We start from the raw sequence: 13,842 nt of genomic DNA, 5'->3' as shown, positions 1-13,842 counted from the left end.
GTCGTAGCCGTGACGCATGAACATGTCGCGTATGGCGTTGACACGCTCCTCGTCGGCCTCGTCTAAGGCGCGCCTGATGGCGGGCGAGCGACGGGCCCAGGCCCTGATCGCGAAATCCAGCTGGGGGTCGAACAGCCTTTCGTCCACCCAGCATTCGAAAATGCTCATCACCCCGCGTATGACGGTGGCGGAAGGCCGCCTGGCGCGTTCCACGATGAATTTGGTATTCGTCTGCCGCCAGTAGTCCAGCAACTGATCGAGCAGATCCTGCCGGCTCTTGAAATACCAGTAGAAGCTGGAGCGCGACACATCGAGCTTCTGGCCAAGCGTCAGCACGCGGACGCGTTCGACTCCGTCAGAGATCAACGTTTCAAGCGCAAGCTTCAGCCAGTCTTCGCGAGTGGCCTTGATGTTGCCGGTGGCGCCGGCGCGCTGAATCGTCGTTTCGAGAGCTGCCATCGACACGACGCATGACATGCTGCCTCAGGCAAATCAAGGCTATGGACATAAGTGTACAGGATGAATCGGCCCAAGCGGATTGATGCACGATGGAGGTTGGCTGCATCGAGGCTCGATGGGGAATCGTCGTCGCCCGCCATCCGCGCGGCGCAGGCACGGGGATTTTTGTCGCGGCTGGCGGTTCACTGTTTGCTTTCCCGCGAGGCAATTGTCTGGCAAATACCAGTTCAGACAGATGCCCGCGCGGCCAACAAGCAGGAACATACGATATGACGCTGTTTCGAAAGAACCTCATCGATGGCGAGTGGGTCGGCGATGCCGGTTCGCGCAACATCAACCCCTCGGATACCGGCGACGTCGTCGGCGACTATGCCTCGGCGGGTGTCGAACAGGCCCAGCAGGCGATCGCTGCGGCCAAGGCAGCGTTCCCGGCTTGGTCCCGCTCCGGTCCGCTGGCGCGTCACGCGGTGTTGAAAAAGGCCTCCGACGAGATTCTGGCGCGCAAGGACGAGATCGGCCGCAATCTGGCGCGAGAGGAAGGCAAGACGCTGGCCGAAGGCATCGGCGAGACAATTCGCGCCGCCCAGATATTCGACTTCTTTGCCGGCGAAACGTTGCGTTTGACCGGAGAGGTCGTGCCGAGCGTGCGGCCGGGCGTCGGCGTCGAGATGACGCGCGAGGCGGTCGGCGTGGTCGGCATCATCACGCCGTGGAATTTTCCGATCGCTATTCCGGCCTGGAAGATCGCCCCGGCGCTGACACACGGCAACACCGTCGTCTTCAAGCCTGCGGAACTGGTTCCCGAGAGCGCCTGGACCATCGTCGACATCCTGCATCGCGCCGGCCTGCCGAAGGGCGTGCTCAATCTCGTCATGGGCAAGGGCTCGGTCGTCGGTCAGGCGATGCTCGACAGTCCCGATGTCAACGCCATCAGCTTCACCGGCTCGGTCGGCACCGGCAAGCGCGTCGCTGCGGCAAGCATCGAACACATGCGCAAGTTCCAGCTTGAAATGGGCGGCAAGAACCCGCTGGTCGTGCTCGACGATGCCGACCTCGCGATCGCCGTCGATTGCGCGCTCAATGGTGCCTTCTTCTCGACCGGCCAGCGTTGCACCGCCTCGTCCAGGCTGATTGTGGCTGACGGCATTCACGACCGCTTCGTCGACGCCCTCAAGGATCGCATGAGCAAACTGGTCATCGGCGATGCGCTCGACGCGCAGACCCAGATCGGTCCTGTCGTCGACGCGACGCAGCTGAAGCAGGACGAGGACTATATCGCCATCGGCGTCAGGGAAGGTGCCACGCTCGCCTTCGGTGGCGAGCGGCTCGACCGCAAGACGCCGGGCTTCTACCTGCAGCCGGCGTTGCTGACCGAGGCGACCAACGCCATGCGCAGTTCGCGCGAGGAGATTTTCGGGCCTGTCGCCAGCGTCATTCGCGTCAAGGACTATGACGAGGCGCTTTCCGTCGCCAATGACACGCCCTTTGGCTTGACCTCCGGCATCTGCACTTCGAGCCTCAAGCATGCCACGCACTTCAAGCGCAATTCGGAGGCCGGCATGGTGATGGTCAACCTGCCGACGGCGGGTGTCGATTTCCATGTTCCCTTCGGCGGCCGCAAGGGTTCGAGCTATGGGCCGCGCGAGCAGGGCCACTATGCGGCGGAGTTCTACACCACGGTGAAGACGGCCTACACATTCGCGGGCTGATCAGCCGTCGACCGATCAGCCGGGCTGATCGGTCACTGCCGACCACGCCGGCAACCCCGCCATGCACATCTGGATTGGAGCGGCGCGAAGGATGACAGTGCAGGACCTGACCTGGCTTAACCCGCCGCCGCACCATTCTATCGACGGCGACAGCGTTCGTGTGCGCACCGGCAAGGAGACCGATTTCTGGCGCGAGACCTTCTACGGTTTCTGGCGCGACAATGGCCACTTCCTGCACCGGCCCGTCGAAGGCGATTTCACCGCCGAGGTCACCGTCAAAGGCGACTACGAGGTGCTTTATGATCAGGCGGGGCTGATGGTCCGGCTCAGCGAAACCCATTGGATCAAGGCCGGTATCGAGTACACCGACGGCCTTGCCTATTTCTCCGTCGTGGTCACCAACGACACGTCAGACTGGTCGCTGGTCGCCATTCATGCCGGTCCGGGCGGCGTCAGGATCCGGCTGACCCGTCACGCCGAAACGATCCGTGTCCAGTATCTCGATGCTTCCGACGGCCACTGGAAGCCTGTGCGGCTCGCCTACTTTCCGATCTCCAGGACGGTCGATGTCGGCATGATGTGCTGTTCGCCGCAACGCGAGGGCTTCGAGGTCACATTCTCCGGCTTTTCGGTGGGGCCGCCGATATCGCGGGAATTGCACGATTGAGACGTGCGGCCTTGCGCCGACCGCAAGCCCTTCGACCTTTGTCATAATCAAGTCTGTAGATCGAGCCTCGCCGGCGGCTGCGCCTGTCGTAAGTTGGGTTCTCCGGAGCCGGAAGGGGTATTGCGGGGAAACTTTTGGCCTTTGTTCCGCTCAAGGCGAATATGTCGGGCAGCACGTTGCAACGGTATTGGCATCCGCGCTAGGAGTTGCCCATGGGCAGGTTGCGAAGGGCAGTCAAAAGAGCCGTCTATTCCAGGGCGCTGAGATTTCTTGGCGTTCCGCCCGTGCTGTGGTCGCAGGGGATCGGACATTTCTGCGATTTCGCCGGGCCGCGCTGGTATCGCAACGCGTCAACCGCATCGACACAGAGCGAGGCATTTTTCCGCCAGCATTACAGCGGCGCACATGGCATCGTCTGGCTGCGTCTGAGCACCTTGTCCAGGGATGCGCAAACCTGTGATCTCGACACGTTCGTCAGGATCGTGTTGCCGACGATCACGGCACCGTTCACGCTGCTGACGACCGATGGCGATGCTTCGGTGCCGTCTGATCTGGCGAAGGGCACCGTCGACCAGCTTCTCGCCAACCCCTTCCTGGTCTCCTGGTACAGCCAGAATTGTGACGGCACTCACCCCAGGGTCAAGCCTTTCCCGATCGGGCTCGATCTTCACACGCCTCGGTCCTTCGCCACGCCGGAAGGGCTTGTGAAGCAACTGGAAATCATACGCGCCCGGCAGGATCATGTGGACCGCCGCCCGCCCAGACTGTTCTCTGATTTCAGCATCAGCAATGGCTCGAGACAGCGCCGGGAACTGCTTGATGTCCTGCGCGGATGTCCGCATGTCGATTTCCTGGCGAAACGCGTCTCGCAGCGCTCGATCTGGCAACTGTACTCGCAATACCCGCTTGTCCTGTCCACCGAAGGCAACGGCCTGGACTGCCATAGGACATGGGAGCTGTTCTATCTCGGCTGCATCGTCGTCACCAAGACCTCGCCGCTCGACCCGCTCTATCAGGGTCTGCCGGTCATTGTCGTCGACGACTGGCATGAGGTCAGGGACCCCGATGCGCCAAGGCGCTGGATAGAGCAGGTTAAGCATCTGACCGAGCGCGACCATGTTTGGGGACGCTTGCATCCGCAAACCTATCTCGAGCCCATTCGGCAAGAACTTCTGCACGCACTCTGACAGGGCAGCCACGAAATTGGAGTCGCGGTCGGCAGGGCCCGCAGGATCCGCGGAAATATAGAGCCGGCTAACCTCTGGATGGCACCGACGTTTGGCGGATATCCGAGATGGTCGACGAGGCTTTCGTCAAGCGCCGCATCGTCGCCGAATGTCCGATGCACCAGCTGCGGCAGGCTGCCGGAATGTCACCATCGCCTGGACCACGCCAACCAGCGGCCAGCCAGATGCTTCCATGATGAGGTGAGCCTTGTCCGCCGATAGGTGTCGCCGGCCATCTTTATGCCTAGCGCCTGCGTCGGGAAGGGATGGATGACGTCGGCCAGCGCACGCAATCCCATGCCCGATTTGATGGCCAGCGACACCGCATTGATCATCTCACCGGCATGGCTGGCGACGACCGTGGCGCCCAGGATGCGGTCGGACCCTTCCCTGACGTGGATTTTGACGAAACCCTCCTCCTCGCCGTCCATGACCGCCCGGGCGACATCGTGCATCAGCACCGTATAAGTCTTGACCGGGATGCCGTTCTGGCGCGCCTCCGCCGGATAGAGGCCGACATGGGCGATCTCCGGATCGGTGTAGGTGCACCACGGAATGACCAGCTCGCTCAGTTTCCTGCGTCCGAGAAACAGGGCATTGCGCACGACCATGCGAGCTGTGGCCTCGGCGGTGTGGGTGAATTTGTAGGCGAGGCAGACATCGCCCGCCGCATAGATGTGCGGATTTGTGGTGCGGAGATAATCGTCCACCTTGATACCGTCGGCATCGTATGCCACCCCGGCGTTTTCCAGGTCGAGGCCGTCGACATTGGGCGATCGGCCGATGCCGGTGATGATCTCGTCGACGGAAATCGTTGTCGTGATGTCGTCGCACACCAGGTCGGCGAGCTTCTTGCCGCCTTCCGTTCGCACCGCTACCACCTCGGTGTTGAGGCGAACCTCGACACCTTCGCGCGCCAGCGCGTCCGAAAGGATCTGGGCGGCGTCGCGTTCCTCGCCGGGCAGGAACATCGGTTCCCGTTGCGCCAGGATGACCTTGGCACCGAGCAGGCAGAAGGCCTGCGCCGCCTCGCAGCCGAGCGGTCCGCCGCCAATGACCAGAAGCCGCTTCGGGCACTCCGTGAGCTCGAACATGGTCTCGTTGCTGAGATAGCCGGCCTCGGCAAGGCCTGGAATCGTCGGCAGCCTCGGGCGCGCGCCTGTCGCGATCAGCGCCTTCCTGAAACGCAAGGTTTGTCCGGCGACCGTGACAGCGTCCGGTCCGGAAAACAGCGTTTCGCCGAAATAAAGGTCGATGCCTTCGGAAACCAGCCTATCGGCGGCATCCGCGCGGCTGATCCGCTGCCGGATCTGCCGCATCCGCGTCATGGCGCGCGGAAAGTCGACGTGAAGACGGTCCGGCATGTCGCCGCCGAAATTCTCGGCATCGCGCATGTCGGCATAAAGCCTTGCGGTGCGGATGATCGACTTGGACGGGATGCAACCGACATTGACGCAAGTTCCGCCGATCAGATTGCGCTCGATGAGCGCGACCTTTGCGCCGAGGCCGGCCGCTTCGTAGGCGGCAGTCAGCCCAGCCGGCCCGGCACCGATGACGACGAGGTTGTAGGGACCGTCCGGCTGCGGGTTCTTCCAGTGCGGCGGATGGGCGCTCGCGATCAGACTGATGTCGTTGCTGTCGACGGGGAAGGCGGTGGTCCTGGTCCGGTCACGCGACATTGCCGCCACCTGACGCCGGGCTTGCCGGCTGAGACAGCCAGCCGCCATTGAATCCGGCCTTGTGCAGGCCGCGACGGATATGCTGATTGGACCGCATCAGCTTCCAGATCAGCCCTGACCGATGGTTCTCGATCATCATCACCACGATACCCTGATCCAGCCCATAGTGGCCCTCCGACACCCAGCCGTGCCTCCCGAATTTACGCCGGTTCGCCAATGTCGGATTGAAGCCGCTCGGCAGCCGGAAATTGTCGATCACCTCGGGGTAGCGATCACCGAGATGGCGCAGCGCCGCCAGGCAGATCTCCGGCGCGAAAGGCAGTGATGCCGGATAGGACCAAGGGGCGATCGTCCCGTCATCGGGCCCGAACGGAGCGCCGCGCGCGGCATAGCCGGAAAACCGCCGGCGCTGTCGCTCCACGCTGGTGCGGAAGCCGCCCGGCCCGTCGCCCGCCGAAAGTCCCCAAAGGTTCTCTTCATAGCCGTCATAGCCGTAAGGGTTGTGGCGCGCATAGTCGCGATGCAGATAGGTCGAGCGGCGGCTGTTTTCGAAATAGTCCGAGTTCTTCTCGCGCATGAAGGCGTCGCGGATGCCGGCGAAATCGATCCAGGCATGCGAGAACTGGTGCATGAACAATGGGCCGCCATACAGCACGTCGTAGCCGTAGATGTTTTCCCACTGATAGGTCGCCGTCCAGCCCTCGTAGCTGTTATCCGAGGTTGGACTGTCAGGCGAGGCCATCGACAGCACGTAGAGGATCGTCGCTTCGTTGTAGCCCTCCCAGCCATAGTGCAGAAAGCCGCTCTTTGGCTTCCAGCCTTGCCGCAGGGTCGGGCTTGAACCTTGTGCCCACCGCCAGTCGACGCGCCGGTAGAGCGCCTCGGCCAGTTGGCGGATTTCGGCTTCCTCGTCATCGTCACCGGAGAAATAAGCGCTCGCCACCAGCATGCCTGATATCAGCAACGCCGTATCCACCATCGACAGTTCGCAGCGCCAGACGCGCAGGCCGGTCCGCATATCGAGGAAGTGGTAGTAAAAACCCTTATGGCCGGTGACGTCGTCGCTATTGCCTTGCCGGCTGGTCGAGAAGAAACGCAGCGCGGCCAGCGTCAGCTTCGCGGCGGCATCGCGCGTCATCCAGCCGCGCTCGACGCCGATCGGATAGCTGGACAGCGCGAAGCCGACGACAGCGATGCTGGCCGGCGAATTCGGCCGCGATGTGTCCGCGACCAGTCCGTTTTCGGGGTTCACGTTATCGAGGAAATAATCGAAGGCGGCGCGCTGATAGCGGTCCAGAAGCTCATCGTCGGACAGTGCGGCAGATTCGGCTCTAAGCAAAAGTAGCAAACTCCCGCCTGACGGCTGCATTCCGTGTCATGGTTCCCGCTACCTTGTCGCGACTTGTCGCTTCGAGGCGTCCAACTATACGCCCGCATGCTCCGTCCGTTGCACCGTCACGTGGAATTGAGATTCGTTCTGCCTCAGTAGGTGGCGCGGCCGCCGGAAACGTCGAACACGGCGGCCGTCGTGAACGAACACTCTTCCGAGGCGATCCAGCAGATCAGCGCCGCCACCTCGTCGACCTCGCCAAAGCGCGCCATCGGTATCTTGGACAGCATGAAGTCGATGTGCTCCTGGCTCATCTGCTTGAAGATCGCGGTGCGCACGGCCGCCGGCGTGACGCAATTGACCGTCACCCCGGTCTTGGCCAGTTCCTTGCCGAGCGACTTGGTCAGGCCGATCACCGCGGCCTTGGACGTGCTGTAGGCGGAGGCGTTGGGATTGCCTTCCTTGCCGGCGATCGAGGCGATGTTGACGATGCGGCCATAGTTGCGCTCGAGCATGTGCGGCACGAGCGCCTTGTTGCAGTAGAAGACGCCGTTGATGTTGATGTCGATGACCTTCTGCCAATCTTCCGCCGAATAGTTCCAGGTCGTCATGTTCGGCCCGGTGATCGCCGCGCTGGTGACCAGGATATCGACACCGCCAAGCGCTTCGAGCGTTGACCGGGCAGCGCGCTCCACGCCTGCGGCATCGGCAACGTCGATAGCGATGCCGTGAAGACTGGGGATGACGGCCTTGGCCTGTTCGATCTGGGCGGGATCGCGATCCCAGACCGAAACCCGTCCGCCTTCTTCGACAATCCTCTGCGCCACCGCCAGACCAATGCCCGATGCGCCACCGGTGATGACCGCCACCCGGTCGCTGAACCGTCCTGCAAAATTCATCGGCATCCGATCTCCCCCCGTCACCCGAACCCGATGGACTGACAACGCGAGCGCCATGCCATCGGCGGCGACTGTGCTGCCCCCACCAGGCAAGTTCAAGCCGGCATGCAGCCCGATCGTCTGGGCCAATCCCGTGCCGGGATTACACGGGAATTCCCTCGAGTTGGTCGCCCAGTGCTTTCACCATCGCCACCAGCGCCGGTCCGATCTCGGCATGCGCGCGGTCCTCGGTGATGATCTCGCCGATGCCGCCGCAGGTGATGGCAACCAGCGGCGAGCCGTCACGCGGGCGGAACGGCACGCCGACTGCATGGATGTAGCTGTGCCAGGCGCCGAACGACGTCACATAGCCCTGGCGTGCATATTGGGCGATCGCATCGTCGATCGCCGCCGCGATCATCGCTGCCTTGTCCGGCTCCGCCTCCTGCAAAGCCCGTACAAGGCTGACGCGCTCCTCGGGTGAAAGGGCCGCCGCATAGGCCAGCCCCATCGATGTCTTCCAGATCGGCAGATAGGAGCCCGGGTTGAGCCGCAGCGTGACAAGGCTCTCCGACCGGCAATTGGCGAGATACACCATGTTGAGGCTGTCGCGCGTGCCGAGCGCCACCGCCGCCCCCGTCAAATCGGCCAGCGGCTGCATCAGCGGCCGGGCGACGTGCACGACGGCGCTTGAACTGAGCGCCGAATAGCCGAGCGCCACGGTAGCCGACCCCAGGCTGTAGCGGCCGAGATCCTTGTCGTACAGGAGGTAGCCGAGCGCGCTCAGCGTATAGGTGATGCGCGACACCGTGGCTTTGGGCAGGCCGGTGCGGGCAATGATGTCCTGGTTGCCGAGCGAGGCGTCGCCCGGCCGAAAGGCGCGCAGGATGCCGAGCCCGCGCACCAGCGACGACGAAAGCTGTGCGCCTTCGCCTTCAAGCTCCGTCTCGTCCCTGGTGGCTCGCTTGCGCACGCTGAGGTCTTTCTGGCGTCGTCGTCCGCCTGTCGGGCCGGTGACGTCGGCACTGTCGATCAAAAATGAAATTAAATTCCATTTATATTGACAGCGGCTTTCGCGGGCTGTCAATATGTTTCCGTCGATGGCATGTCCCAGCGCCTTGTGCCATCTTACAAACTCCCTCCTTGTGAAGGTAGACACGTGTCTCGATATATTTTGCGCCGGCTTATCGCAATGCCGTTTCTGGTGCTCGGCATCGTCACCATCGCCTTCCTGATCACCACGGTGACCAAGGGGGATCCGCTGACCGCGATTGTCGCCGAACAGCAGATGAGCAACCCCGAAGTGGTGGCCGCCGCCAAGACGCGTTGGGGTCTCGATCGTCCTTTGCCGGAACGCTATATGATATATCTTGGTAATCTGCTGAGCGGCGATCTTGGCACCTCTTTCATCACCAAGCGCAATGTCGGCACCGACATTCTCTACCGCTTGCCGGCAACGCTCGAACTGGTTTTCGCCGCGATGATCTTCGGCACCACGCTCGGCATCGTGCTTGGTGTGCTGGCCGCCTATTTCCGCAACAGCCTGATCGACCATGGCGCGCGGCTGTTCGCCTTGTTCGGCTCTTCGCTGCCGGTGTTCTGGTCGGGGCTCGGCCTGTTGTTCATCTTCTCCGTCATGCTGAACTGGTTGCCGGGGCCGGGCAGGGTCGATGCCCGCTTGGCATTGCCGCCCGGCATCACCGGCTTCCTGACCATCGATTCGCTTCTGGCTGGCGACTGGACCGTCCTCAAGGACGCGCTCTGGCACCTGCTTCTGCCGGCCTTCGTCCTCGGCTGGACGGTTTCGGGCACCATATCGCGGCTGGTGCGCGCCAACATGCTTGATGTGATGAGCCGCGAGTTCGTGCTCACCGCGCGCGCCAAGGGGGCGAGCGAATTCCGCGTCGTCATCGTCCATGCGCTGCGCAACACCATGGTGCCGACCCTGACCGTCATCGGCTATTCCTTCGCCTATCTGATCACCGGCGCGGTGCTGACCGAAACCATCTTCTCCTGGCCGGGCATGGGATCCTATGCCGTGGAGGCAGCGCGTGCGCTCGACTTCCCGGCGATCATCGGCGTCACCATCGTCGGTGGTCTCGCCTTCCTGGTCACCAACCTTATCACCGACATACTCTATGTCGTGGCCAATCCGCGCGTGAGGTTGAGCTGATGGCAGTCGTCGTCACCAAGTCCCGCTCCTCGACGGTTCCCGAATGGCTGACCGCGCCATTGGTCATCGGCACGGTCGTCATCCTGTTCTGGCTGTTCATGACCGTATTCGCCAACCTGGTCGTGCAGTTCGATCCGCTCGAAATGGTCGCACGCCGGCTTCAGGCGCCAAGCTGGGCGCATTGGCTGGGTACCGACGCACTCGGCCGCGATGTGCTGGCCCGCACTCTGCACGGGGCCGCGCATTCGCTGCCGATCGCGGTTCTGGTCGTCGTCTCTGCAGTGATCATAGGCTCGCTGCTCGGCGCCATTTCCGGCTTCGTCGGCGGATTGACCGGCGCGGCGATCATGCGGCTTGTTGACGTCACTCTGTCCTTTCCGCCGATGCTGCTGGCCATGGCCGTCGCGGCGTCGCTCGGACCAGGCCTCGGCAATGCCGCCATAGCCATGGTGCTCGTCTGGTGGCCCGTCTACGCCCGGCTGATGCGGGCGCAGGTATTGGAGGTGAAGGAGCGCGAGCATGTCGAGGCGGCAATCGCCGCCGGCGCCAGGCCGCGGCGCGTGCTGTTCACGCACATATTGCCGCTTTGCTGGACCCCGGTGCTGATCAGCGCAACCATGGATCTCGGCCAGGTCGTGCTGCTTGCCGCGTCGCTCAGCTTCATCGGCCTCGGCGCCACGCCGCCGACACCCGAATGGGGCTCGATGATCTCCGATGGCGCCGTTCATTTCTATCAATGGTGGATCGCCTTCGGTCCCGGCGTCGCCATCCTCACCATCGTGCTCGGCTTTAACTTCATAGGCGACGGCTTGCGCGACATTCTCGATCCAAGGTCGGACTAGGCGATGAGCGCACAGATTTCCTCAGCGCCACCGGGCGCAGTCGACAAGGTGGGCGAGCGCGAGCCGCTGCTGTCCATACGCGGTCTGCGGGTCGGATTCCGCAAGGCCGGCAGTCAGTTCGAAGCGGTTCGCGGGATCGACCTCGACGTCGCCAAGGGCGAAGTGGTCGGCATTGTCGGTGAGTCCGGCTCGGGCAAGTCCGTCGGCATGCTCGCCGCGCTCGGCCTCACGTCAAAGAACGCGGTGGTCACCGGCTCGGTCCGCTTCAACGGCGACGAACTGGTCGGCAAACCGGCGCGCGAGATGCGCAAGATCAGGGGCGCGCGCATCGCCATGATTTTTCAGGACCCGCTGTCCTCGCTCAATCCGGTGATGACCGTCGGCGCCCAGATTGCCGAGGCGGTCAGGCTGCATCAGCGCGTGACACGCAAACAGGCGATGACGCGCGCGGTCGAATTGCTCCATCTGGTGGCGATCCCGCAGCCGGAGCGCCGGGTCAACCAGTATCCGCATGAATTCTCCGGCGGCATGCGCCAACGCGCGGTGATCGCCATGGCCGTCGCCAACGATCCTGACCTGTTGATTGCCGACGAACCGACCACGGCGCTCGATGTCACGGTGCAGGCACAGATCCTGGCCGTGCTGCGCTCGCTGCAGGAACGGCTCGGCCTCGGCCTGGTGCTGATCACCCATGATCTCGGCGTCGTCGCCGGCCATGCCGACCGCGTCGCGGTCGTCTATTCCGGCCGTGTCGTCGAACAGGCAGGCGTATCCGAGCTGTTCGCCGATCCGCGCCATCCTTACACGCGTGGCCTGATCGCCTCGATCCCCAACCTCGAGGAAAGCCGCGAGCGGCTGTTCTCGATCGACGGTTCGCCGCCCGCACTTGGGCGCTTGCCGGGCGGCTGCGCCTTCCATCCGCGCTGCATTTATGCCGCGGCACGCTGCCGGACCGAGGACCCGCCTTTGCACGATGTCGGCGGCCGGTTCTCGGCCTGTCATTTCGCGACGACCTTGCCGCCCTTCCACAGTGCTGTGCTGGCGGCGGCGAGCCTGGACAGTGGAGACGTGGCCTCATGAGCGCAGCGGAGCAACTCCAGGCGGAAACCAAACCGGCGGCTGCGCTTTCTGTTCGCCATCTCGTCAAGGACTTTCCGGTTCGCGGCGGCCTCGTCTTCGACCGTGCCGTTGCCCATGTCCGTGCGGTCGCCGATGTCTCGTTCGACGTAGCACCGGGCGAAACGCTGGGTCTGGTCGGTGAATCCGGTTGCGGCAAGTCGACCCTCGGGCGCTGCCTGATGCGGCTGATCGAGCCGACCAGCGGCGAAAGCTGGTTCCGTGGCCAGAACCTGCTCGCGCTCAATCACGAAGACATGCGCCTGATGCGGCGCTACATCCAGCTCGTCTTCCAGGATCCCTACGGGTCGCTGCATCCGCGCATGCGCATTGCCGACAACATCGCCGAGCCGCTGCGCATGAGCGACATGTCGGCGACCGACCGCCGCGCGCGCGTCGCCGAATTGCTCGAACTGGTGCGGCTCAATCCCGAGCATGGCAAGCGCTATCCGCACGAACTGTCCGGCGGCCAGCGCCAGCGCGTCGTCATTGCCCGCGCGCTGGCACTCAATCCGCAAGTGGTGATCCTCGACGAGCCGGTTTCGGCCCTCGACGTTTCGGTGCAGGCCGGCGTGCTCAATTTGCTCAAGGACATCCAGCAATCCTTCGGCACCTCCTATCTGTTCATCGCGCATGATCTGTCCGTCGTGCGCCACATCTCGCATCAGGTGGCGGTGATGTATCTCGGCAAGATCGTCGAGATCGCGCCGGCGGCCGAACTCTATTCGAGGGCGCTGCATCCCTACACCCAGGCGCTGCTGTCGGCGGTGCCGCTCGCCAATCCCGAGAAGGAGCGCAAGCGCGAGCGCATCGTGCTGAGCGGCGATGTGCCGAGCCCGCTCAACCCGCCATCCGGCTGCCGCTTCCGCACGCGCTGCTTCAAGGCGCAGGCGATCTGCGCTGCCGTCGAACCGCCGCTCGATCCGGCCGGTGGTTCGCATCGGGTCGCCTGCCATTTCCCGGAGCCGGTCAACACTTTCAGGGCTGTCTGAGTAGCCTGCCGAATTCACCCGAAGGAATTTTGATCGTGACTGAGGACCATTCCGCGAATGCCGGTACGGCAGAACCCGCGCGCTTGCCGCTCGAAGGCATCAAGGTTCTCGATCTCTCGCGTGTGCTGGCCGGGCCGTGGGCAACGATGAGCCTTGCCGATCTCGGCGCCGAGATCTGGAAGATCGAGAACATCGACGGCGGCGACGACACCAGGGCGTGGTCGGTGCCGAGCTACAAGGGTGTCTCGACCTACTATCTCTGCGCCAATCGCGGCAAGCAGAGCATCGCGCTCGACATGAAAAGCCCGCAGGGGTTGGCGATCGTGCGCGAGCTGGCGGCGAAGGCCGACATCGTCGTCGAGAATTTCCGCTCAGGTACCGCCGATAGGCTCGGCGTCGGTTTCAAGGAGCTCAGCGCGTCAAATCCGCGGCTGATCTACTGTTCGATCTCCGGCTACGGCCAGACCGGGCCCGATGCCGGACGGCCCGGCTATGATTTCGTCATGCAGGCCGAAAGCGGCCTCATGGCCATCACCGGCGAGAGCAATGGCGAACCGATGCGTGTCGGCGTCGCCATCACCGATATCGTCTGCGGCATGGTCGCCACGCAGTCGATCCTGGCGGCGCTTTACGAGCGCGCGACGACCGGCAAGGGCCAGTTCCTCGACCTGTCGCTGATCGACTGCGCGCTCAGCCTGCTGATCAATGTCGGCAGCGGTTACCTTAACACCGGCCAAGAGGTCGCCCGCTACGGCAATGCCCATCCGACGG

The 13,842-nt window shown here is 63.5% G+C and carries 13 protein-coding genes; 8 read left to right on the top strand and 5 right to left on the bottom strand.

Annotated features, from left to right (window positions below):
- Positions 1-459, bottom strand: a 459-nt coding sequence (locus EN969_RS02955; RefSeq protein ID WP_164758134.1) for a TetR/AcrR family transcriptional regulator, incomplete at its 3' end; no start/stop codon positions are given.
- 269 nt (positions 460-728) lie between these two features.
- Here EN969_RS02955 and EN969_RS02950 point away from each other — a divergent pair.
- From EN969_RS02950 to EN969_RS02940, 3 genes are all read left to right on the top strand, one after another.
- Positions 729-2,168, top strand: coding sequence for an aldehyde dehydrogenase family protein (locus EN969_RS02950; protein WP_013528145.1), 1,440 nt, complete (start codon positions 729-731; stop codon positions 2,166-2,168).
- 91 nt (positions 2,169-2,259) lie between these two features.
- Positions 2,260-2,835 (top strand): DUF1349 domain-containing protein, encoded by a 576-nt coding sequence (locus EN969_RS02945; protein ID WP_063170443.1) that lies wholly within the window; start codon positions 2,260-2,262, stop codon positions 2,833-2,835.
- A gap of 212 nt (positions 2,836-3,047) precedes the next feature.
- Positions 3,048-4,022, top strand: coding sequence for a hypothetical protein (locus EN969_RS02940; protein WP_063169867.1), 975 nt, complete (start codon positions 3,048-3,050; stop codon positions 4,020-4,022).
- Positions 4,023-4,207: 185 nt separating this feature from the next.
- Here EN969_RS02940 and EN969_RS02930 read toward each other — a convergent pair whose 3' ends face one another.
- The 4 genes from EN969_RS02930 to EN969_RS02915 all read right to left on the bottom strand — a co-directional run bounded on the left by EN969_RS02930 (position 4,208) and on the right by EN969_RS02915 (position 8,921).
- A complete protein-coding gene (locus EN969_RS02930) occupies positions 4,208-5,740 on the bottom strand; it encodes a mercuric reductase (RefSeq protein ID WP_063169868.1) in 1,533 nt (510 codons plus the stop codon).
- A complete protein-coding gene (locus EN969_RS02925; protein ID WP_063169869.1) occupies positions 5,730-7,109 on the bottom strand; it encodes a glucoamylase family protein in 1,380 nt (459 codons plus the stop codon). The genes EN969_RS02930 and EN969_RS02925 overlap by 11 nt, the downstream gene beginning before the upstream one ends.
- A 113-nt stretch (positions 7,110-7,222) precedes the next feature.
- The gene (locus EN969_RS02920) at positions 7,223-7,975 is read right to left on the bottom strand and encodes an SDR family NAD(P)-dependent oxidoreductase (protein WP_013528140.1); all 753 of its coding nucleotides are present in this window, start codon (positions 7,973-7,975) and stop codon (positions 7,223-7,225) included.
- A 136-nt stretch (positions 7,976-8,111) separates the two neighbouring features.
- Complete coding sequence (locus EN969_RS02915; protein ID WP_013528139.1) at positions 8,112-8,921, bottom strand: IclR family transcriptional regulator; 810 nt, start codon at positions 8,919-8,921, stop codon at positions 8,112-8,114.
- A 186-nt stretch (positions 8,922-9,107) separates the two neighbouring features.
- On the opposite strand from EN969_RS02915, the gene EN969_RS02910 reads away from it, so the two are divergent.
- From EN969_RS02910 to EN969_RS02890, 5 genes are all read left to right on the top strand, one after another.
- Positions 9,108-10,121, top strand: coding sequence for an ABC transporter permease (locus EN969_RS02910; RefSeq protein WP_063169870.1), 1,014 nt, complete (start codon positions 9,108-9,110; stop codon positions 10,119-10,121).
- On the top strand, positions 10,118-10,963 hold the full coding sequence (locus tag EN969_RS02905; protein WP_024501859.1) for an ABC transporter permease: 846 nt from the start codon (positions 10,118-10,120) through the stop codon (positions 10,961-10,963). The genes EN969_RS02910 and EN969_RS02905 overlap by 4 nt, the downstream gene beginning before the upstream one ends.
- A 3-nt stretch (positions 10,964-10,966) precedes the next feature.
- A complete protein-coding gene (locus EN969_RS02900; RefSeq protein WP_082826631.1) occupies positions 10,967-12,043 on the top strand; it encodes an ABC transporter ATP-binding protein in 1,077 nt (358 codons plus the stop codon).
- Positions 12,040-13,071 (top strand): dipeptide ABC transporter ATP-binding protein, encoded by a 1,032-nt coding sequence (locus EN969_RS02895; RefSeq protein WP_013528135.1) that lies wholly within the window; start codon positions 12,040-12,042, stop codon positions 13,069-13,071. The genes EN969_RS02900 and EN969_RS02895 overlap by 4 nt, the downstream gene beginning before the upstream one ends.
- Before the next feature lie 35 nt (positions 13,072-13,106).
- On the top strand, positions 13,107-13,842 hold a 736-nt coding region (locus tag EN969_RS02890), incomplete at its 3' end, for a CoA transferase (protein WP_164758133.1).

Source organism: Mesorhizobium sp. M7A.F.Ca.CA.003.01.2.1 (assembly GCF_003998945.1).
GTDB classification, from domain to species: Bacteria; Pseudomonadota; Alphaproteobacteria; order Rhizobiales; family Rhizobiaceae; genus Mesorhizobium; species Mesorhizobium ciceri.
The sequence above is the reverse complement of the archived record's forward strand: the minus strand, read 5'-3'. Positions and strand labels throughout refer to the sequence as shown.